Annotated in this window: 14 protein-coding genes; 9 read left to right on the plus strand and 5 right to left on the minus strand. The window is 59.8% G+C overall.

Going from position 1 to position 20,481, the window contains the following annotated elements; translation table 11 throughout:
* The first annotated feature begins 207 nt into the window (after nt 1-207).
* Entirely contained in the window at nt 208-783 is a 576-nt protein-coding gene (locus tag ACQZ5K_RS14760) for a PRC-barrel domain-containing protein (protein ID WP_003522532.1), read from the plus strand.
* 103 nt (nt 784-886) lie between these two features.
* Here the strand turns inward: ACQZ5K_RS14760 and galE are convergent, their stop codons facing one another.
* From galE to ACQZ5K_RS14775, 3 genes are all read right to left on the minus strand, one after another.
* Nucleotides 887-1,870 (minus strand): UDP-glucose 4-epimerase GalE, encoded by a 984-nt coding sequence (gene galE / locus ACQZ5K_RS14765; RefSeq protein WP_448740675.1) that lies wholly within the window; start codon nt 1,868-1,870, stop codon nt 887-889.
* A gap of 181 nt (nt 1,871-2,051) precedes the next feature.
* Complete coding sequence (locus ACQZ5K_RS14770) at nt 2,052-2,489, minus strand: hypothetical protein (protein ID WP_448740676.1); 438 nt, start codon at nt 2,487-2,489, stop codon at nt 2,052-2,054.
* A gap of 10 nt (nt 2,490-2,499) precedes the next feature.
* Nucleotides 2,500-2,844 carry a DUF883 family protein gene (locus tag ACQZ5K_RS14775; protein ID WP_003522534.1) on the minus strand — a complete coding sequence of 115 codons (345 nt, stop codon included), beginning with the start codon at nt 2,842-2,844 and terminating at the stop codon, nt 2,500-2,502.
* A 273-nt stretch (nt 2,845-3,117) separates the two neighbouring features.
* On the opposite strand from ACQZ5K_RS14775, the gene nspC reads away from it, so the two are divergent.
* Both nspC and ACQZ5K_RS14785 read left to right on the plus strand, forming a co-directional pair.
* On the plus strand, nt 3,118-4,215 hold the full coding sequence (gene nspC, locus ACQZ5K_RS14780) for a carboxynorspermidine decarboxylase (RefSeq protein WP_448740677.1): 1,098 nt from the start codon (nt 3,118-3,120) through the stop codon (nt 4,213-4,215).
* A gap of 60 nt (nt 4,216-4,275) precedes the next feature.
* The gene (locus ACQZ5K_RS14785) at nt 4,276-5,514 is read left to right on the plus strand and encodes a saccharopine dehydrogenase family protein (protein WP_448740678.1); all 1,239 of its coding nucleotides are present in this window, start codon (nt 4,276-4,278) and stop codon (nt 5,512-5,514) included.
* 294 nt (nt 5,515-5,808) lie between these two features.
* On the opposite strand, the gene ACQZ5K_RS14790 is transcribed toward ACQZ5K_RS14785, so the two are convergent.
* Entirely contained in the window at nt 5,809-7,656 is a 1,848-nt protein-coding gene (locus ACQZ5K_RS14790; RefSeq protein ID WP_080820071.1) for a DEAD/DEAH box helicase, read from the minus strand.
* A gap of 390 nt (nt 7,657-8,046) precedes the next feature.
* On the opposite strand from ACQZ5K_RS14790, the gene ACQZ5K_RS14795 reads away from it, so the two are divergent.
* The 6 genes from ACQZ5K_RS14795 (at nt 8,047) to clpB (ending at nt 18,005) form a co-directional block, all read left to right on the plus strand.
* A complete protein-coding gene (locus ACQZ5K_RS14795) occupies nt 8,047-9,324 on the plus strand; it encodes an aspartate kinase (RefSeq protein ID WP_003522538.1) in 1,278 nt (425 codons plus the stop codon).
* A 174-nt stretch (nt 9,325-9,498) separates the two neighbouring features.
* Entirely contained in the window at nt 9,499-11,766 is a 2,268-nt protein-coding gene (gene ptsP, locus ACQZ5K_RS14800; RefSeq protein WP_448740679.1) for a phosphoenolpyruvate--protein phosphotransferase, read from the plus strand.
* A gap of 130 nt (nt 11,767-11,896) precedes the next feature.
* Nucleotides 11,897-12,976, plus strand: coding sequence for a peptide chain release factor 1 (prfA, locus tag ACQZ5K_RS14805; RefSeq protein WP_338808553.1), 1,080 nt, complete (start codon nt 11,897-11,899; stop codon nt 12,974-12,976).
* Nucleotides 12,973-13,842 (plus strand): peptide chain release factor N(5)-glutamine methyltransferase, encoded by an 870-nt coding sequence (gene prmC / locus ACQZ5K_RS14810; protein WP_448740680.1) that lies wholly within the window; start codon nt 12,973-12,975, stop codon nt 13,840-13,842. The genes prfA and prmC overlap by 4 nt, the downstream gene beginning before the upstream one ends.
* A 396-nt stretch (nt 13,843-14,238) precedes the next feature.
* Nucleotides 14,239-15,027 carry a DUF4167 domain-containing protein gene (locus ACQZ5K_RS14815; RefSeq protein ID WP_448740681.1) on the plus strand — a complete coding sequence of 263 codons (789 nt, stop codon included), beginning with the start codon at nt 14,239-14,241 and terminating at the stop codon, nt 15,025-15,027.
* A 353-nt stretch (nt 15,028-15,380) separates the two neighbouring features.
* Nucleotides 15,381-18,005 (plus strand): ATP-dependent chaperone ClpB, encoded by a 2,625-nt coding sequence (gene clpB / locus ACQZ5K_RS14820; protein ID WP_448740682.1) that lies wholly within the window; start codon nt 15,381-15,383, stop codon nt 18,003-18,005.
* An 87-nt stretch (nt 18,006-18,092) separates the two neighbouring features.
* Here clpB and ACQZ5K_RS14825 read toward each other — a convergent pair whose 3' ends face one another.
* Nucleotides 18,093-20,039, minus strand: coding sequence for a M23 family metallopeptidase (locus ACQZ5K_RS14825; RefSeq protein WP_137005340.1), 1,947 nt, complete (start codon nt 20,037-20,039; stop codon nt 18,093-18,095).
* Nucleotides 20,040-20,481 lie beyond the last annotated feature (442 nt).

Below are 20,481 nucleotides of genomic sequence, written 5' to 3' on the forward strand. Positions count from 1 at the left end.
TACGACACGGATAATACCGTGCCGTCCCCCTTTAGCAATGCCTGATTTTTACCTTCGGTTGTTGCGGTAGGTCACAATTGCACTGGCTCGGTTGAAAAAATCGGAACTATTTCAACGACCAACCCGTTTGCCAGACGAACCGGCCGAGGAGCGGACATGAAATTCATCACCGCCGGCCAGTTGAGAACGATGAAAGGAAGGTACGAAATGGCTAAGAAATTTACGATCCTCGTCACTGCCGCTCTGATGGGCACGACGGCTTTCGCGCCGCTGGCCATCGCTCAGGGCACTACCCAGCCTGCGCCTGCAAATCCGGGTGCGCAGACGGAGCCGGCAACCCCGCCCGCCACCCCGATGACGCCTGCCGCTCCCGCGACAAATGACAGCGCGGCGACAACGACAGGCGGCGCTTATCTCACCGAACAGGGCGAAACGCAGGTCAGCGCCAACGATTATATCGGCAAGGCGGTCTATACCGCGGCCGATGAAAGCATCGGTAACGTCACCAACCTGATCATGGAAGAAGACGGTGGTCTGGTTGCGGCCGTGATCGGCGTTGGCGGCTTCCTGGGTATCGGCGCAAAGGACGTCGCTGTTCCGATGGACAAGGTGACGATGACGCGCAACGCGCAGGACGGCACCATCCGCCTGACAACGACGGAAACGGCGGAAACGCTGAAGGCCGCTCCCGAATTCAAGACGCTGGAACAGAAGGCCAGCGAAAAGAATGCGGCAACGCCGGCGGCTCCTGACAGCACGACGACGTCCGCCACCAAGCCCTAATTCCCGTCCCTGGGAGGCAGGAGCGGGACCGGCTTCAATCAGCTGTCCAGCGGAAGGCACCGGCCAACAGCCGGTGTCTTTTTTATGTTTGTTCGCCGGCTGTTCAATCCCCGGCATTGCGGGAGGAATGCCACGCCCAGGCGGATTTGATGATGTCCGACAGGGAATAACGCGGTTCCCAGCCGAGAACCTCCTTCGCCTTGTCGTTATTGGCAACGAGCGTCGTGGAATCGCCGTCGCGCCGTCCGGTATATTCAACGGGGAAGGGGCGGCCGGAAACGTCCGAAATCGCCGCCAGCAGTTCCTTCACCGTGGTGCCGGTGCCGGTGCCGAGGTTGAGTTCGACGGTTTCTCCGCCATCCAGCAGATAATCCACGGCCCGCACATGCGCATCGGCGAGATCGAGAATGTGGATATAGTCACGCACGCAGGTGCCGTCGCGCGTGTCGTAATCCGTGCCGAACACCTTGAAGCCCTGACGCCGGCCGAGGGCGGCTTCGATGGCCAGCGGGATTGCGTGGGTTTCCGGCTTGTGCCATTCGCCGATGCGGCCTTCGAAATCCGCGCCGGCGGCATTGAAGTAGCGCAGCATCACCGAGCGCAGCCCCTTATAGGTGCTGTAGTCCTTCAGCGCCTGCTCCACCACCCATTTGGTGCGGCCATAGGGGTTGATCGGCGCCTGCCGGTGCGTCTCGTCGATCGGCACCTGTTCCGGCAATCCGTAAGTTGCGCAGGTGGACGAAAAAACGAAGGCCGTGACGCCGGCATCGATGGCGGCGGAGAGCAGGTTGAGCGAGCCGATGACGTTGTTGTCGTAGAAAGCCACGGGCTGCTTGACCGATTCACCGACTTCGATCAGCGCGGCGAAATGCAGAACGGCTTCCGGCCGGTGTTTGGCGAAGACTTCGTCCAGCCGTGCCCGGTCGCGAATATCGCCCTGTTCGAAGGGTCCCCAGCGGACGAATTCCTCATGCCCGTTGGACAGATTGTCGAAAACGACCGGTTCATATCCTCGCTCAGACAGGAGAAGGCAGGTGTGCGAACCGATATAGCCGGCACCGCCGACGACAAGGACTTTCTTCTTCATCAATTGCCTTTCAGAAAATTACGGACGCGCCGAGACCGCCCGAGACTGTATGTCACTTTGTTCAAATAAGGGCGGCGTGGCGGGTAACGCCATCAACCAGTCTATCCTTCGCGGGTAACATAAAAAAAACCGCGCATCCATCGTCTGGACGCGCGGTTTGCCTTGTCGTGTCGCCAAGAAATTACTTGGACTTTTTCGTATTGACCCTTGTGGCCAGGAAACCGGCCGCGACAGCCACGGCGAGCGTCGCATAGGGACGCGCCTGGATCGCCAGGGTTAGCAGCGATTGCAGGGCGAGCGGCGCTGCGGCAAGCGGCGCCGCCGTCAAAGGCGCGACAGCGGGCCGTGCGGCATAGACCCTCGGACGTTTGACGATCGCCAGCGCCACCAGCATGATGACGCCGAGCAGGAAGGCGGTCCCGGCGACGACGAGCGCCGCAGGGCCTGCACCCACATGCCGGGCAAGATAGATGGACCCAGCCACCACGGCGGCGATGAAGGCGATCAGAAAAAATATCCCGGTCAGAACCGACAGGATTATGCTCGCGCGCAATCGCCGTGTAACGACGCGCCCCTCGCGCTGGGTCTCCCCCAGATAGACCAGCAATGCCTCAAGCATGAGCGCGGCCTTATCGACGCGTCAGAAGGGCGAGCACGAAACCGACGCCGACGGCGATGCCGAGGGACTGGAGCGGGTTCTTCTGGACGTGGTCGGTGAGGTTGTCGTTGAGCGTGGAGATTTCATTGCGAACGCTGTCGGCCATTTCTCCGGATGCGGTGAGGGCGTCATCGGCCACACGGGCAGCCTGCGCCTTCAGCTCATGCGAAGCGCCGACGCCGAGCGCCTTCACGCTCTTGGCAAGACTAGCCAGATCTTCGCGAAGCTGGGCGAGCTGCGCTGCCACATCGGCCGCATCGCCGTTTTCGAGGGATTGCTGGATCTTGTCGCTGACGCTGCTACGCACGCTTGCCATAGGGGAGGTCCTTCCTGAACATCATTGATGGGACGACGACACGTCACCGCCGTCCGTGAAGCTTCGTTTCGGCGGCCGAAACACCCGCCTGTCCGTCAGTCAAACGCGCCGATGCCGGCTTGGTTCCGCAACGGGACGGGTTTTCTTGATGGCACTTCGACTCGGGGGCGATTTTCGAGGAATTCGGTGCCGGACATTTGTTTTCCTGTCACAAGCATCCTATAAGGCCCATCATCGAGACGTACCTTGACTTCAATCAATATGTGAAACGACATGCTCCAGACGCCCTATTACCTCATCGACAAGACAAAACTTCTTCGCAACATGGAGAAGATTGCCTATGTTCGGGAAACATCCGGCGCCAAGGCGCTCTTGGCGCTGAAGTGCTTCGCCACATGGTCGGTGTTCGATTTCATGTCGCAATATATGGACGGCACTACCTCGTCCTCGCTCTACGAGGTGCGTCTCGGCCGCGAGAAATTCGGCGGCGAGACCCATGCCTATTCCGTTGCCTATGCCGATTATGAAATCGACGAGGTGATTGCCAATGCGGACAAGATCATCTTCAATTCCATCGGTCAGCTCGAGCGTTTTGCCGACAAGGCCTCCGGCATCACGCGGGGTCTGCGCCTCAACCCGCAGGTCAGCTCCTCGAGCTTCGATCTTGCCGATCCTGCGCGCCCCTTCAGCCGCCTTGGCGAGTGGGATGTCGCCAAGGTCGACAAGGTCATGGACCGTATTTCCGGCTTCATGATCCACAATAATTGCGAAAACAGCGATTTTTCGCTGTTCGACCGTATGCTGACGCAGATCGAGGAGAAATTCGGATCGCTGCTGTCGCGTGCGGAATGGGTGAGCCTCGGCGGCGGCATTCACTTTACCGGCGACAATTATCCGCTCGACCAGTTCTGCGACCGCTTGGCGGCCTTCTCGGAAAAATACGGCGTGCAGGTCTATCTGGAGCCGGGGGAAGCCTCGATCACCAGAAGCACGACGCTTGAGGTGACGGTTCTCGACACTTTGTTCAACGGCAAGAACCTCGCCATCGTCGACAGTTCCATCGAAGCGCATATGCTCGATCTGCTGATCTACCGCGAAACCGCCAAGGTGTCGCCGAACGAGGGCGAGCATCCCTACATGGTCTGCGGCAAATCCTGCCTTGCGGGCGATATTTTCGGCGACTTCCGCTTCGACAAGGAATTGAAGGTCGGCGACCGCATCTCCTTCCAGGACGCGGCCGGCTACACCATGGTCAAGAAGAACTGGTTCAACGGCGTAAAGATGCCGACCATCGCCATCAAGGAACTGGACGGCACCGTTCGCACCGTTCGTGAATTCGACTTTGCCGATTTCGAGCAAAGCCTGTCTTAAACCCTGTTTTTAACATGAAACGAAGCTCATCCCTGCGGGGAAAAGGAGGCATCACCTGAAATGAAGAAGAACGTTCTGATCATCGGCGCCGGTGGCGTAGCACAGGTCGTGGCGCATAAATGCGCCCAGAACAGCGATGTATTGGGAGACATTCATATTGCGTCACGGACTTTGGGAAAGTGCCGCAAGATTGTCGAGTCCGTACGCGAAAAGAAGAGCCTCAAGACAGATGTGAAACTTGAGGCCCATGCGCTTGACGCGATGGATATCGAGGCGACGAAAGCCTTGATCAGGAAAACCGGCGTGGAAATCGTCATCAACGTCGGTTCGGCTTTCGTCAACATGTCCGTTCTTCGTGCCTGCATGGACACGGGTGTTGCCTATATGGATACGGCGATCCATGAGGATCCGACCAAGATTTGCGAGACGCCGCCGTGGTACGGAAACTACGAGTGGAAGCGCGCGGAAGAGTGCAAGGAAAAGGGCATTACCGCCATTCTCGGCGTCGGCTTCGATCCGGGCGTGGTGAACGCCTATGCGCGTCTCGCCAAGGATGATTATTTCGACAAGGTCACCTCGGTCGATATCGTCGATATCAATGCCGGCAGCCACGGTCGCTGGTTCTCCACCAACTTCGATCCGGAAATCAACTTCCGCGAATTCACCGGTGTTGTCTATTCCTGGCAGAAGGGTGAGTGGCAGACGAACCAGATGTTCGAAGTCGGCCAGGAATTCGACCTGCCGGTCGTCGGCAAGCAGAAGGCCTATATGACCGGCCATGACGAAGTGCATTCGCTGTCCAAGAACATGGACGGCGCCGATGTGCGCTTCTGGATGGGCTTCGGCGATCACTATATCAACGTCTTTACCGTGCTGAAGAACCTCGGCCTCCTCTCCGAAAAGCCGGTCAAAACGGCGGAAGGTCTGGAAGTCGTGCCGCTGAAGGTCGTTAAGGCCGTGCTGCCCGATCCGTCTTCGCTGGCGCCCAATTACGTCGGCAAGACCTGCATTGGCGATATCGTCAAGGGCATCAAGGACGGCAAGGAACGCGAAGTCTTCATCTACAACGTGGCCGACCATAAGGACGCCTATGAAGAAGTCGGCTCGCAGGGCATTTCCTACACCGCCGGTGTTCCCCCGGTCGCGGCCGCGATGTTGATCGCCACTGGCGAATGGGATGTGAAGCAGATGGCAAACGTTGAAGAACTGCCGCCGAAGCCGTTCCTGAACCTTCTGAACAAGATCGGTCTTCCGAACCGCATCAAGGACGAAAACGGCGATCGCGCGCTGGAATTCTGAGTGATGGTGTTGTGATTGCGTTAAATAGAAAGCCCCGCGAAAGCGGGGCTTTTTTGTTGGTGGCGTCTGCCACCCGAATAATTTGGCGAATTCACAGCATCCTTACCGTCACCCGGGATTTAGTCCGGGGTCCAGCGCGATCAAGTCCTTGATCGCAGGAGAGTCTTCTCACGGCGCAGACGCGCTGTGGCTGGATGCCGGCTCAAGGCCGGCATGACGGTAGAAACCTTGCTGCCGGTCTCAAATCCCAGGTGAAGGGGAGCCGAAATTGCTGAGGTTTGTGAAGAGTGGCCCTCAGCCCTTCGTCGGCTTCGGCCCGCGCTTTTCGAAGGGCTTGTCCTTCTTGCCCTCGTATTTCGGCTTGTCGCCGAAGGGCTTTTTCTTCTTCCAGGGCTTGTCGTCGCCCTTGCGGTCATCGCGGGGGCCGCTTGCATTGTCCGATTTGCTGAATTTCCGTTGCGCCTTGGCCGGGCGCGTGTCTTCGCGGAAGCCGCCGGTCATTTCCGGCTTGCCTTCCAGCGCTTTCAGACGGATGCCCTTTTCGAGCGTCATGTCCTTGCCGATGGCGGAGGTGAAACGGTCGACGGCATCGGCCGCCAGTTCCACGAAAGTTTCCGTCTGCTGCATGCGGATCGCGCCGATATCCTGGCGGGTGATCTTGCCGAAACGGCAAAGCATGGGGATCAGCCAGCGCGGTTCGGCGCTCTGCTTGCGGCCGACGGACAGCGAAAACCAGGCGCTGTCGGCGAAGTCGGAACGTTCACGGCGCGGCGCATTGTTTTCGACCGTCTCGAAACTGTCACGACGCGGCTTGCGGTTGTTGTCGAGCGAGACTTCGGCGATGTCTTCCGGCGCGGAACGTCCGGCGTGATACAGGCGCACGAATGCGGCGGCGACCTTTTCAGCGCCGTGCTGCTCCAGCAGCCTGGTGACGAAATCGCGCTCGTCCTCGGCCACGGCCTCGGTCAGCGACGGGTCGGCCAGAAGTCGGGCGCCGTCACGCTCGACGATCTCTTCGGCCGAAGGTGGGCGAACCCATGCCGGGCTGACCTTGGCGCCTTCCAGCAGGCGCTCTGCCTTGCGGCGCTGGTTGATCGGCACCACGATGGCGCTGACGCCCTTCTGACCGGCGCGGCCGGTACGGCCGGAGCGGTGCAGAAGCGTTTCGGAATTGGTCGGCAGGTCGGCATGGATGACGAGTTCGAGACCCGGCAGGTCGATACCGCGGGCGGCAACGTCGGTCGCCACACAAACACGGGCGCGGCCGTCGCGCATGGCCTGCAGCGCATGGGTGCGTTCGTTCTGGGTCAGTTCGCCGGAAAGGGCCACGACGGCAAAACCGCGATTGTTCAGGCGGGCGGTCAGGTGGTTCACGGCTGCTCGGGTGGAGCAGAAGACGATGGCGTTGCGGGCTTCATAAAAGCGCAGCGCATTGATGATGGCGTTCTCGCGGTCGGCCGGCGTCACCAGCATGGCGCGGTATTCGATATCCACATGCTGCTTCTGTTCGGAAGCGGTGGCGATGCGCACGGCGTTCTTCTGGTAGCTTTCCGCAAGCTTGGCGATGCTGCGCGGAACGGTGGCCGAGAACATCAGCGTGCGGCGGGTTTCCGGCGATTCTTCCAGAATGAATTCCAGATCTTCACGGAAACCGAGATCGAGCATCTCGTCGGCCTCATCCAGCACCACGGCGCGGATGGACGACAGATCGAGCGCGCCACGCTTGATGTGGTCGCACAGACGCCCAGGCGTGCCGACGACGATGTGAGCGCCGCGTTCGAGCGCACGGCGCTCGTTGCGCACATCCATGCCGCCGACGCAGGAGGCAATCGAGACACCGGCGAATTCATAGAGCCACTCCAGCTCGCGCTTGACCTGCATGGCCAGTTCGCGGGTCGGCGCGATGGCGAGCGCCAGCGGTGCGGAAGCCTGACCGAAGCGGCCGTTCTCCGGCAGCAGCGTCGGCGCCAGTGCAATGCCGAAGGCAACGGTCTTGCCGGAACCGGTCTGTGCGGAAACCAGCGCATCCTTGTCGGCCAGTTCGGGTGCAAGCATCGCCTGCTGCACGGGGGTCAAATCTTTATAGCCGCGTTTTTCCAACGCCTGCGCGATCGCCGGGGCGATACCCTGGGTGTCTGTCATCTACCGTCTTTCGGATATGAAGCCGCCCGCATCCGCCCGAAACCAATAGGACCTAAAGTCTCCGGGGCAGCCGATACAGGCCATTTCGGCCATCTGGCCGGTTGCATTGCCGCGCTCATACTGCGAATGGGCCGGTTTGTACAGTGCACTGCGGTACGCTCTTTTGCGGGTGCTTTATCCCGCCGACGTTTTCATCCCGCCATTGTTCCGGAGCGACGCTGCGAAAAAGGCGTACCGCATGGTTCATAAACGGCATTGCGTGCCCCCCGCCTTTTCGCTAAGAGACCCGCAACTTGAGGCTCTTTGTCAGGAAGAGCCGACTGGGTTTGTTCTTGTCCGTCCGCTCTTTGAACGAGCCGGCGGGAAAATGGGATGGTACTGGTCAAGGCTATGGCTCGCATTGTCATGAAATTCGGCGGCACGTCCGTCGCGAACCTCGAACGCATTCACAATGTCGCACGGCATGTGAAACGCGAAGTGGATGCCGGCCATGAAGTGGCCGTGGTCGTTTCCGCCATGTCCGGCAAAACCAATGAGCTGGTGGACTGGGTGCAGAACGCCGCGAAGGTGGCCGGCGCCAACGCCGCCTCCTTTTTCGATGCGCGCGAATATGACGCGGTCGTCGCATCCGGCGAACAGGTGACATCCGGTCTTCTGGCGATCACGCTGCAATCCATGGGCATCAATGCGCGCTCCTGGCAGGGCTGGCAGATCCCGATCCGCACCGACAATGCGCATGGCGCCGCCCGCATTCTCGAAATCGACGGTTCGGATATCATCCATCGCATGGGTGAAGGCCAGGTGGCCGTTGTCGCCGGTTTCCAGGGCATCGGTCCTGACAACCGTATCGCGACGCTCGGTCGCGGCGGTTCGGATACGTCCGCAGTTGCCATCGCTGCCGCCGTCAAGGCGGATCGTTGCGACATCTATACCGATGTCGACGGCGTTTATACGACCGATCCGCGCATCGAGCCCAAGGCTCGCCGCATGAAAAAGATCGCCTTCGAGGAAATGCTCGAAATGGCGTCTCTCGGCGCGAAGGTTCTGCAGGTTCGCTCGGTCGAGCTTGCCATGGTACACAAGGTGCGCACCTTCGTTCGCTCCAGTTTCGAGGATCCCGATGCGCCGGGCATGGGCGACCTCATCAACCCGCCCGGTACTTTGATTTGTGACGAGGATGAAATCGTGGAACAGGAAGTCGTAACCGGCATCGCCTATGCCAAGGATGAAGCACAGATCTCGCTGCGCCGCGTGGCCGACCGTCCGGGCGTTTCCGCCGCGATCTTCGGGCCGCTTGCCGAAGCGCATATCAACGTCGACATGATCGTGCAGAACATCTCCGAAGACGGTTCGCGCACCGACATGACCTTTACCGTTCCTTCGGGCGACGTTGCCAAGGCGATCAAGCTTCTGGAAGACAACAAGGCCCAGATCGGCTTCGACGTCGCGCAGAACGAGACCGGTCTCGCAAAGGTTTCGGTCATCGGTATCGGCATGCGCAGCCACGCCGGCGTTGCCGCCAGCGCGTTTAAGGCGCTTGCCGAGAAGAACATCAACATCAAGGCGATCACCACCTCCGAGATCAAGATTTCGATCCTGATCGACGGCGCCTATGCCGAACTTGCGGTTCGCACTTTGCATTCCGCCTACGGTCTCGATAAGAGCTAAGCCGAGACATCGGTTCCCGATGCTCCGATTCTTCGGAGTTGCGTTCTTCCGATGTGGCGTTTCATGAAAGCGTGTCCCTTGCGGGACGCGCTTCTCGCGCTATAAATTTTTAAATGACCTTTTGATTCCCGAATATTATGACATTCGGATCGGAAGTGTCGGGGAGCAAACGCGATGAGAGACCTTTCCGCAGGTCCGCGCGTCCTGCTCAAGCGGCTGCGCGAAATGATGGCGGAGCACCTTGAACCGCAGGACCGTCTGGACCAGATCGTCCGTCAGATTGCCAGCAACATGGTGGCGGAGGTTTGCTCGGTCTATGTGCTGCGCTCCGACAGCGTGCTCGAGCTTTACGCTACCGAAGGTCTGAACAAGGATGCCGTGCATCTTGCCCAGCTGAAAATGGGGCAGGGTCTTGTCGGCACCATCGCCGCTTCCGCCCAACCTCTCAATCTTTCCGATGCGCAGGCGCATCCCGCTTTCCGCTATCTTCCTGAAACCGGTGAGGAAATTTATCATTCCTTCCTCGGCGTGCCGATTTTGCGTTCCGGTCGCACTCTTGGCGTTCTTGTGGTCCAGAACAAGGCCAGCCGAACATACCGGGAGGATGAAGTGGAAGCGCTTGAGACAACCGCGATGCTCATTGCCGAAATAGTGGCGAGCGGCGAGTTGAAGAAGATCACCCGCCCCGGAGTGGAGCTGGACCTGACGCGCGCCGTTTCCATCGATGGCGACGGCTATGGCGAAGGCATCGGTCTTGGCCACGTCGTGCTGCACGATCCGCGCATCGTCGTCACCAATCTCTTGAATGAAGATGCCGATACGGAAATCCGGCGTCTTGCCGATGCCATCGGTTCGCTGCGTCTGTCCATCGACGACATGCTGCAGCGTCGCGACGTGCCGACCGAGGGTGAGCACCGCGAGGTTCTGGAAACCTACCGCATGTTCGCCCACGACCAGGGCTGGGTGCGGCGCATGGAAGAGGCGATCCGCAACGGCCTGACGGCGGAAGCGGCGGTCGAGAAGGTGCAGAGCGACACCAAGGCGCGCATGATGCGCCTGACCGATCCCTATCTGCGCGAGCGCATGCATGATTTCGACGATCTCGCCAACCGGCTGCTGCGGCAGTTGATCGGTTTCGGCGGTCGTGGGCCGGAGCAGGATTTCCCGCTCGACGCCATCGTGCTTGCCCGCGCCATGGGTGCTGCCGAACTGCTGGATTACCCGCGTGAAAAACTGCGTGGTCTGGTGCTCGAAGACGGCGCGGTGACGAGCCATGTCGTCATTGTGGCCCGTGCCATGGGCATTCCGATCATCGGGCAGGCGGCAGGTATCGTCGCTCTGGCGGAAAACAACGACCCCATCATTATCGATGGCGATGACGGTCAGGTGCATTTGCGCCCGATGTCGGATTTGCAGCGTGCCTATGAAGAAAAGGTGCGGCTGCGCGCCAAGCGGCAGGAGCAGTTCCGCGCGCTGCGCAATGTCGAGCCGATCACCAAGGATGGCCAAAAGGTCAATCTGAAGATGAATGCGGGCCTTTTGGTGGACCTGCCGCAGCTCGACGAATCCGGGGCCGACGGCATTGGCCTGTTCCGCACCGAGCTGCAATTCATGATCGCCTCCAACATGCCGAAGGGCGAGGAGCAGGAGGCGTTCTACCGCTCCGTTCTGCGGCAGGCAAAGGGCAAGAGCGTCACCTTCCGCACGCTCGATATCGGCGGCGACAAGGTCGTTTCCTATATGCGCGGTCAGGAAGAGGAAAACCCGGCACTGGGCTGGCGGGCGATCCGCCTGTCGCTCGACCGGCCGGGCCTGATGCGCACGCAGATGCGCGCGCTGCTGCGCGCCGCCTCGGGTGCGGAACTGCGCATGATGCTGCCAATGGTGACGGAAGTGTCGGAAATCCGCGCCGCTCGCGACCTTTTGCAGAAGGAAGTGCAGCATCTTTCGAAATTCAGCCATGCGCTGCCGAAAAAGCTGCAATTCGGCGCCATGCTGGAAGTGCCATCGCTGATGTGGCAGCTCGATGAGCTGATGCAGGAGGTGGATTTCGTGTCCGTCGGTTCGAACGACCTGTTCCAGTTCTCGATGGCGGTAGACCGCGGCAATGCGCGTGTTTCGGATCGTTTCGATAATCTGGGCAAGCCGTTCCTGCGCATTCTGCGCGATATCGTCCGCGCCGGTGAAAGGCACCACACCTCGGTCACGCTGTGCGGCGAAATGGCGGGCAAGCCGCTTTCGGCCATGGCTTTGATCGGCCTCGGCTTCCGTTCTGTTTCCATGTCGCCGACGGCCATCGGTCCGGTCAAGGCCATGCTGCTCGGGCTTGATGCCGCGCGCCTAGCCGAAGAGCTGAACGCGGCGTTGGACGACCATAATTCGCTGGAAAGCGCGCGCGAGGTGTTGTTACGCTTTGCCGCGACGCATTCCATTCCCATTTAGAGCATTTCCAGGAAAAGTGGACCCCGGTTTTCCGTCCGGAAATGCGTTAAAGCAAAAGGTTAGAGCGTTTTCGCGTTTCGAAGAAAAGCGAAAACGCTCTAAAAGACCTGTATCATTATTGGAGTGACTGGTGGCGAAGCTTCCCGTCGAAAAAATGCGCGAGTTGGAAAGACGTTTCGGTGAGATCGAAGCGCGTATGTCAGCCGGGCCTGCCGCGGATGTTTATGTGAAGCTGGCTTCGGAATATTCCGAACTCGAGCCGGTGGTGAAGAAAATCCGCGACTACGAGAAGGCGGTTTCCGAGGCCGCCGATCTGGAGGCGCTGCTGGCCGACAAGTCGACCGACAAGGATATGCGCGAGCTTGCGGAAATGGAGCTGCCGGATGTCGAGGTCCGCATCGGCGAGCTTGAAAAGGACATGCAGGTTCTGCTGCTGCCGAAGGATGCGGCGGACGAAAAAAGCGCGATTCTCGAAATTCGCGCCGGCACCGGCGGCTCCGAGGCCGCGCTCTTCGCCGGCGATCTGTTCCGCATGTATGAACGTTTCGCTTCGACCAAGGGCTGGAAGGTGGAAGTGCTTTCCGCAAGCGAGGGCGAAGCGGGCGGCTACAAGGAAATCATCGCGACGATCAGCGGGCGAGGGGTGTTCTCCAAGCTGAAATTCGAATCTGGCGTGCACCGGGTGCAGCGCGTACCGGAAACGGAAGCGAGCGGCCGCATCCACACGTCTGCTGCCACCGTTGCTGTGCTGCCGGAAGCGGAAGATATCGATATCGAAATCCGCCCGGAAGACATTCGCATCGACACGATGCGTGCTTCCGGTGCGGGCGGCCAGCACGTCAACACCACCGACTCCGCCGTTCGCATCACCCATCTGCCGACGGGCCTGATCGTCACCAGCTCGGAGAAATCGCAGCACCAGAACCGAGCCAAGGCCATGCAGGTTCTGCGCTCGCGCCTTTACGACATCGAGCGCCAGAAGGTGGAGAGCGAACGTTCGGCCGACCGCAAGAGCCAGGTTGGTTCCGGCGACCGTTCCGAGCGCATCCGCACCTATAATTTTCCGCAGGGCCGCGTTACCGATCACCGCATCAACCTCACGCTCTACAAGCTGGACCGGATGATCGAAGGCGAGATCGATGAACTTGTGGATGCGCTGATCGCTGACTATCAGGCGGGGCAGCTTGCACAGCTCGGCGAACAGCTTTGAGCACGGCGGCTGAAGCGAGTGTTGCGAACGCGCTTGCCGCAGCCCGCAAAAGGCTGCAGGCGGCGGGGATCGCCGATCCGCTTCTCGATGCGCGGCTTTTGATTGCGGAGGTCGTCGGTTTTTCATTGACTGATTTCGTGATGAAGCCTGATCGTGCCGTGACGCCGGAAGAAAGCGCCCGTATCGCGGCCATGATCGAAAGACGGGCGAATGGCGAACCCGTTCATCGTATTCTCGGTCACCGGGAATTTCATGGCCTCGACCTTCTTTTGTCGAAGGAGACGCTTGAACCCCGGCCGGATACGGAAGTTCTTGTCGATACGCTGTTGCCGGCGCTGAAAAAAGCCGCTTCCGCCAAGGGCAGCGCCCGCATTCTGGATATGGGCACCGGGACCGGCGCGATCTGTCTGGCGCTGTTGAAGGAGTGCCCCGAAGCAACTGGGATCGGTAGCGATATTTCCGCCGATGCACTGGAAACGGCGGCCCGGAATGCGGCCCGAAACGATCTCGGCGGGCGCTTTGAGGCCGTTCGTAGCGACTGGTTTGAAAAAATCTCTGGCCGCTTTGACATAATTGTGTCGAATCCGCCTTATATAAGGACTGATATCGTCGCAACGCTTGACCAGGAGGTTCGTATCCACGACCCGATGGCGGCGCTGGATGGAGGTCAGGACGGCCTTGCACCGTACCGCCTCATCGCTGCCGATGCAGGCCGCTTTCTTGTGGAAAACGGGATTGTCGGTGTGGAGATCGGTTTCGATCAAAGGCTTGATGTTTCCGCTATATTTGCTTCCCACGGCTTCTCTCTTCTGGACGCCGTGAAGGATTATGGCGGTAACGACAGAGTTTTGACCTTCCGGAGATAGTTGTTCGCGATATGTCTGCGGATTTTTTGCAAGGATATTTTGCACAGCAAAAGAAAAGGCTTGGATTTCCGCAGGAAGCGGGATAGTTTGCGGCCACATGCCGGGTGGCTGAGGACGAACACAGATTCGTCAGGGTATGGGTCAGTCCCGAAGCGGGTTCTTTAAAGAGCCCTGAAAGGCTGGGCGTTTCCGGCATGTGAATCAGTAAACTTTGTTCGCAGGCGGCTCGGTGCAGCATTTGCGCAGCCGGTCGTCATACGCGAGGTCTTGCCCTGGGGTTATCTTCGGCAAGGCGCGTGATGGAGCAATTTCAGGAAAAATTTCCAGCGGTTTTCCGCCCGGAATTGCATGAAAACAACCAGATTGTCAGCAAAACAGAATTCAGGTGAGCAATTGATGAGGCCAGGACAGCAAAACAAGCGCGGCCGGGGGCGTGGAAACAACAACAATAACAATGGTGGCGGTAACAACAACTTCAACCGCAAGGGCGGCAACCCGCTTACCAGGACTTATGACAGTTCCGGCCCCGATGTTAAAATCCGTGGCACAGCCCAGCACATAGCGGAAAAATACGCGGCTCTGGCGCGCGACGCGCAGAGTTCCGGCGACCGCGTGATCGCTGAGAACTATCTGCAGCACGCTGAACATTATAACCGTATCATCGCTTCGGCTCAGGCCCAGATGCAGGAACGCTTCCAGCGCGACGACCGCGGCGAGTACAATGCTGCCGATGGCGACGATATGGATGTGAACGACGGCGATGAAGGCGTCGTTGCACCGCAGCAGCAGGCCGAACAGGCCGAGCGCGCGCAGCAGCCGGAACGTCAGGAGCGTACTGAGCGGAACGAACAGCGCCAGGAGCGTCGTGAGCGTCCGGACCGCCGCGAGCGGCAGGAGCGTCAGCCGCGCCAGCCGCAGGTGGCCGCCGAACAGCAGCCGCCGGTATACGATGCCAGCCAGGCGCCGCAGCCCGTCATCGAAGGCACGCCCATGGAAGTGGCCGTCGAAGAAGAGCAGCAGCAGGCGGAAGCTCCGGCGGGCGAACGCGCACCGAAGACGCGCCGTGCAACCGGACCGCGCCAGCGCCGCCCGCGCCGCACCGCCTCTGCGGAAGGTGCCGAAGGCGAAAATGCGCCGGCCGGTGAAGACGCTGCACCTGCCACGCTTGAGAACGCTGCTGAATAAGCAGCTTCTGCAAACCACTCTGCAATCGAAAAACTCCGGCCTGCCGGAGTTTTTTGTTTTTGGCGGTTGGCTATGCACATTCCGTTCGCAGCCGGTGGGATTTGATGCCTGTCAAAACATATGAAAATTTCCCGGATGATGGGTTTTTCTCCCTTTAAACCGATGAAAATGCCTCCCATATTCGTGCAGGACGGACGGAAGCCGCATTCGCCGGCAACCGACCGTCGAGAGGCGGCAATCGTGAAATCCTTTAAACACGGCTGTCGCAGCGGGGCTTGCCTTTTGAGGGAGCCTCAACCCTAACACCCGGAGCCGTGCCGAAAGCGGGCGGGCCGGTCTATGGAGGTTCGACTATGAATATTGAAAAATACTCCGAGCGCGTTCGCGGTTTTCTGCAATCGGCACAGACCTTTGCGCTGGCCGAAAACCATCAGCAGTTTTCGCCCGAACACGTTCTGAAGGTTCTGCTCGATGACGAGCAGGGCATGGCGGCATCGCTGATCGAGCGCGCCGGCGGCAACGCCAAGGAAGCGCGTCTTGCCAATGATGCGGCTCTGGCGAAATTGCCCAAGGTTTCCGGCGGCAATGGCGGCCTTTCCCTGACCGCTCCGCTTGCGAAGGTATTTTCGACTGCGGAAGATCTTGCCAAGAAGGCCGGCGACAGTTTCGTCACTGTCGAGCGTCTGCTGCAGGCGCTTGCGATTGAAAGCTCCGCCACCACCTCGGCTTCCCTGAAAAAGGCGGGGGCAACCGCGCAGGCGCTCAATCAGGTCATCAACGATATCCGCAAGGGCCGCACGGCTGACAGCGCCAATGCCGAACAGGGCTTCGATGCGCTGAAGAAGTTCGCGCGCGACCTGACGGAAGAGGCCCGCGAAGGCAAGCTCGATCCGGTGATCGGTCGCGACGACGAAATCCGCCGCACCATCCAGGTGCTCTCCCGCCGCACCAAGAACAATCCCGTGCTGATCGGTGAACCCGGCGTCGGTAAAACGGCGATTGCCGAAGGCCTTGCGCTGCGCATCGTGAATGGCGATGTGCCGGAAAGCCTGAAGGACAAGAAGCTGATGGCGCTCGATATGGGCGCGCTGATCGCCGGTGCGAAATATCGCGGTGAGTTCGAAGAGCGCCTGAAGGCTGTGCTCAATGAAGTGCAGGCCGAAAACGGCGGCATCATCCTGTTCATCGACGAGATGCACACGCTGGTCGGCGCCGGCAAGGCCGATGGCGCGATGGATGCGTCCAACCTCCTGAAGCCCGCCCTTGCCCGCGGTGAGTTGCACTGCGTCGGCGCCACCACGCTCGATGAATATCGCAAGCATGTGGAGAAGGATCCGGCCCTTGCCCGCCGTTTCCAGCCGGTGCTGGTGGATGAGCCGACCGTTGAGGACACGATCTCGATCCTGCGCGGGTTGAAGGAAAAATACGAACAGCACCACAAGGTCCGTATCTCGGATTCGGCCCTGGTTGCGGCTGCGATGCTTTCCAACCGCTACATCACCGACCGGTTCCTGCCTGATAAGGCAATCGACCTGATGGACGAAGCCGCTTCGCGTCTTCGCATGCAGGTGGATTCCAAGCCGGAAGAACTGGACGAACTGGATCGCCGCATCATTCAGCTCAAGATCGAGCGCGAAGCCCTGAAGCAGGAAACGGACCAGTCGTCCGCCGACCGCCTCAAGAAGCTCGAGGACGAGTTGGCCGATACGGAAGAAAAGGCGGATGCGCTGACTGCCCGCTGGCAGGCGGAAAAGCAGAAGCTCGGCCATGCCGCGGATCTCAAGAAGCGGCTGGATGAGGCCCGCAACGAATTGGCGATCGCCCAGCGCAACGGTCAGTTCCAGCGTGCCGGCGAGTTGACCTATGGCATCATTCCGGGCCTCGAAAAGGAACTGGCTGCGGCGGAAGCCCGCGATAGCAGCGGTGCCGGCTCGATGGTTCAGGAAGTGGTGACGGCGGACAATATCGCCCATGTCGTTTCCCGCTGGACCGGCATTCCGGTCGACAAGATGCTGGAAGGCCAGCGCGAAAAGCTGTTGCGCATGGAAGACGAGCTCGCCAAGTCCGTTGTCGGGCAGGGCGAGGCCGTTCAGGCGGTTTCCAAGGCGGTTCGCCGTTCGCGCGCCGGCCTTCAGGATCCCAACCGGCCGATCGGTTCGTTCATCTTCCTTGGCCCGACGGGCGTGGGCAAGACCGAGCTGACCAAGTCGCTCGCTCGCCTCCTGTTCGACGACGAAACCGCGATGGTTCGCCTCGACATGTCGGAATATATGGAGAAACACTCCGTTGCCCGGCTGATCGGTGCGCCTCCCGGCTATGTCGGTTACGAAGAGGGCGGCGCCCTGACCGAAGCGGTTCGCCGCCGGCCCTATCAGGTCGTGCTGTTCGACGAGATCGAGAAAGCGCATCCGGACGTGTTCAACGTCCTCTTGCAGGTGCTGGATGACGGCCGCCTCACGGATGGCCAGGGCCGCACCGTCGATTTCAAGAACACCATCATCATCATGACCTCGAACCTGGGTTCGGAATTCATGACGCAGATGGGCGACAATGACGATGTGGATTCGGTTCGTGATCTGGTTATGGAGCGGGTCCGATCGCATTTCCGGCCGGAATTCCTGAACCGCATCGACGATATCATCCTCTTCCACCGCCTGCGGCGCGACGAAATGGGTGCAATTGTTGAAATCCAGCTGAAGCGCCTCATCTCGCTGCTCGGCGATCGCAAGATTTCGCTCGAACTGGATGAGGATGCCCGCAACTGGCTTGCCAACAAGGGTTACGATCCGGCTTACGGCGCGCGCCCGCTGAAGCGGGTGATCCAGAAGGCGGTTCAGGACAGGCTTGCCGAAATGATCCTCGGCGGCGAAGTCCCGGATGGATCGCGGGTCAAGGTGACCTCGGGCACGGATCGGCTGCTGTTCAAGGTCAAGCCCGCCAAGGGTGAGGCCGAAGCTGAAACGGCCGATGCGGCATAAAATGAAAGGGCTCCGGAAACGGAGCCCTTTTCATATGACCGGGCCCTTTTCATATGACCGGGATTGTCGTTCGGGTCTCCCCGCAGATCAGCGGCTCGCCACCTGATTGGGCTTTTCGTCAATATTCAGCAGATTGTCGATGCGCTTTCTCTCATCGGAGAAACGCGCCAGCGCCTCGCCGGAAAGCGACTTGCCGCCCGGCAGGCGCACCTTCATGGCGTCCACCTTGGTGCCGTTGACGATCAGTTCGTAATGCAGATGCGCGCCGGTCGAAAGACCGGTCGATCCCACATAACCGATGACCTGGCCCTGCCGGACCTTTGCACCTTCGGTGACACCCTTGGCGATGGCGCTCTGGTGGTTATAGGAAGAGACATAGCCATTGGCATGGCGGATCAGCGTCTGGTTGCCGTAACCGGAGGCCCATCCGGCCTTCTCGACAGTGCCGTTGCCCGTCGCGATGATCGGCGTGCCGCGGGCGGCGGCCCAGTCGGTGCCGGTATGCATGCGGCTGAATTTCAAAACCGGATGGCGGCGCATGCCGAAACCGGATGTCATGCGGCCGTTCGGAACCGGGTTGCGCAACAGGAACTGCCGGATGCTTTTGCCGTTTTCATCGAAATAATCGATGCTGTTGTCGTCCGGGTTCTGGAAACGGTAAAAACGTGTCTCGTTGTCGCCGAATTTGGCGTTGACGTAGAGCAGTTCCGACTTGTCCGTCGCCTTGCCATCCGCGTCTTCCACGGAGAAGAAGGCTTCCAGCGTATCCGCCGGCTTGAGCTGCGCCTGAAAATCGACGCTGCTGGCCAGAAGCTTGATGAGCTGCGAAACCATGCCCTGGTTCATGCCGTAGGCCAGAGCCGCACGGTAGACCCCGTCATAAACGCTCGGCAGATCGCGTCCGGCGGCAGGTGCCGGGGTGCTGTCGAAGGCGGTCGCCACGGCATCGAGCTTCGGCGGTTCGCTGGCCTTGATGAAACGCTTGCTGTCATCGATGGCCATGGTGACCATGTGGCGGCCCTTGCGGTAAAGGCTCACGCGCACGATGTCGCTTTTCTCGTCTTCCTGAATAATGCCGACGCGCAGCACATCGCCGCTTTCGACATTGTTCGACTGGATTTGCGGCGATAGCAGCCCGGCGATTTCCGAGGACTGCACCTTGGAATAGCCGGCGCCGAACAGGGCCGCCTCGATGGTTTCGGTCTGGCGGGCAGGGATCACGTCGTCGGCATATTCCTTGACGGGCACCGAGGCTGACTGCGGGGTCGAGACCGACATGTTCTGTTCGACGACACGGGCGGCAAGGCCCGCGGTAATATCGACATCGCCGTCATCATTATCGAAACGGCGTGGGTCGATGTAATAGAGCGCGGCCAGCTGCTCGTTGCCATCCGTCAGGATCGAACCGTTCGAGCGCACCGCCTCCTCGACCTCGTCGAAGCTCAAGGAGCCGGCGAAGGCATATTTGGAATGCTGGACGGGAAAGGCGACAGTCTTCAGGCTGACTTCGGATTCAACCTCGGAGCCATAGATCGTTCCTGTCCGGCTTGGCGCGGGTGCCGATGCGTCCTTGTCCTCGTTGCTGGCAAAAATATTCAGGGGATCGAAGGCGGGATAGTCATCCTGCTTGGCGTAATTTGACGCCAGCGGAATCTTGACGTGGGAGAAGGGGACCTTGCGGACCACTTCCTTGTCGCCTTCATTGATGACGGTGGAAACTTCCATGATCGACCGGTCGGACGGCCGGGCCGCGATATTCGGTGCGACGAGGCGCGTTCCGCGACGGGCGGCTTCCGTGGCATTGTTGCCCATATCCGCCTTGGCGAAGGCTTCGGCGGGAATGGCGAGCTGCTGACGACCGTCAAGAGCGGCAAACAGCGCCACGCCCATCAATATGGAAGAGGTAATGCCGGTGAGGAACGTGCCGGAAAGCCATCGAAGCGAAATTTCGCGACGATCAGGTGCACGGCGCCCTTCCGCCAGAATTGGCGGTTCCGTGCCTAGCGACCGGATCACATTGCGATCCGCAGTCATACCAGCTGTGCCCCGTCGGTCATGCGCTCTCCAGAAACTTCAGGCGAAGGTGTGCAACTTTCAAAGCTGGGAGTCAAATCGGTCGACGCACCAGCGGGACATGTCGCAGCAGCCCATATAAGGACACGCGCAGGCATGTCTCGTATTAACGCTTCGTTGACGAAGCAATTAGCGAGGAAGGGGGCTAAAAGAAGGCGCGAGCCCTGCCTTGATGCCTGGCGGCCTGTTCTCCTGTGCAAAACCAGGAGTGTGGTTGCGTCTTTTTATGCCGATAAGCTCATGAAAACGAAATTCCCTTTTACAATCAGGTACCTATCACATTTCTGATTTTTTTTGATATTGCTGTGTTGACTTGTTTGAGGGTGTGGATTTATAAGTCCGCTCACTGAACGAGGGCGGCGGCGCTGCTGGCGACGGCGACTTTCGTTCTTAAGAAATCAAG

Source organism: Agrobacterium sp. 22-226-1, assembly GCF_053522345.1.

Bases quoted from the DNA above. Each gene is read 5' to 3' on its own strand.
- ACQZ5K_RS14795 (WP_003522538.1), top strand. From the start codon at position 8,047: ATGGCTCGCATTGTCATGAAATTCGGCGGCACGTCCGTCGCGAACCTC.
- ACQZ5K_RS14760 (WP_003522532.1), top strand. From the start codon at position 208: ATGGCTAAGAAATTTACGATCCTCGTCACTGCCGCTCTGATGGGCACG.
- ACQZ5K_RS14785 (WP_448740678.1), top strand. From the start codon at position 4,276: ATGAAGAAGAACGTTCTGATCATCGGCGCCGGTGGCGTAGCACAGGTC.
- ACQZ5K_RS14825 (WP_137005340.1), bottom strand. From the start codon at position 20,039: ATGACTGCGGATCGCAATGTGATCCGGTCGCTAGGCACGGAACCGCCA.
- ACQZ5K_RS14790 (WP_080820071.1), bottom strand. From the start codon at position 7,656: ATGACAGACACCCAGGGTATCGCCCCGGCGATCGCGCAGGCGTTGGAA.
- clpB (WP_448740682.1), top strand. From the start codon at position 15,381: ATGAATATTGAAAAATACTCCGAGCGCGTTCGCGGTTTTCTGCAATCG.
- nspC (WP_448740677.1), top strand. From the start codon at position 3,118: ATGCTCCAGACGCCCTATTACCTCATCGACAAGACAAAACTTCTTCGC.
- ACQZ5K_RS14770 (WP_448740676.1), bottom strand. From the start codon at position 2,489: ATGCTTGAGGCATTGCTGGTCTATCTGGGGGAGACCCAGCGCGAGGGG.
- ptsP (WP_448740679.1), top strand. From the start codon at position 9,499: ATGAGAGACCTTTCCGCAGGTCCGCGCGTCCTGCTCAAGCGGCTGCGC.
- ACQZ5K_RS14775 (WP_003522534.1), bottom strand. From the start codon at position 2,844: ATGGCAAGCGTGCGTAGCAGCGTCAGCGACAAGATCCAGCAATCCCTC.
- galE (WP_448740675.1), bottom strand. From the start codon at position 1,870: ATGAAGAAGAAAGTCCTTGTCGTCGGCGGTGCCGGCTATATCGGTTCG.
- ACQZ5K_RS14815 (WP_448740681.1), top strand. From the start codon at position 14,239: ATGAGGCCAGGACAGCAAAACAAGCGCGGCCGGGGGCGTGGAAACAAC.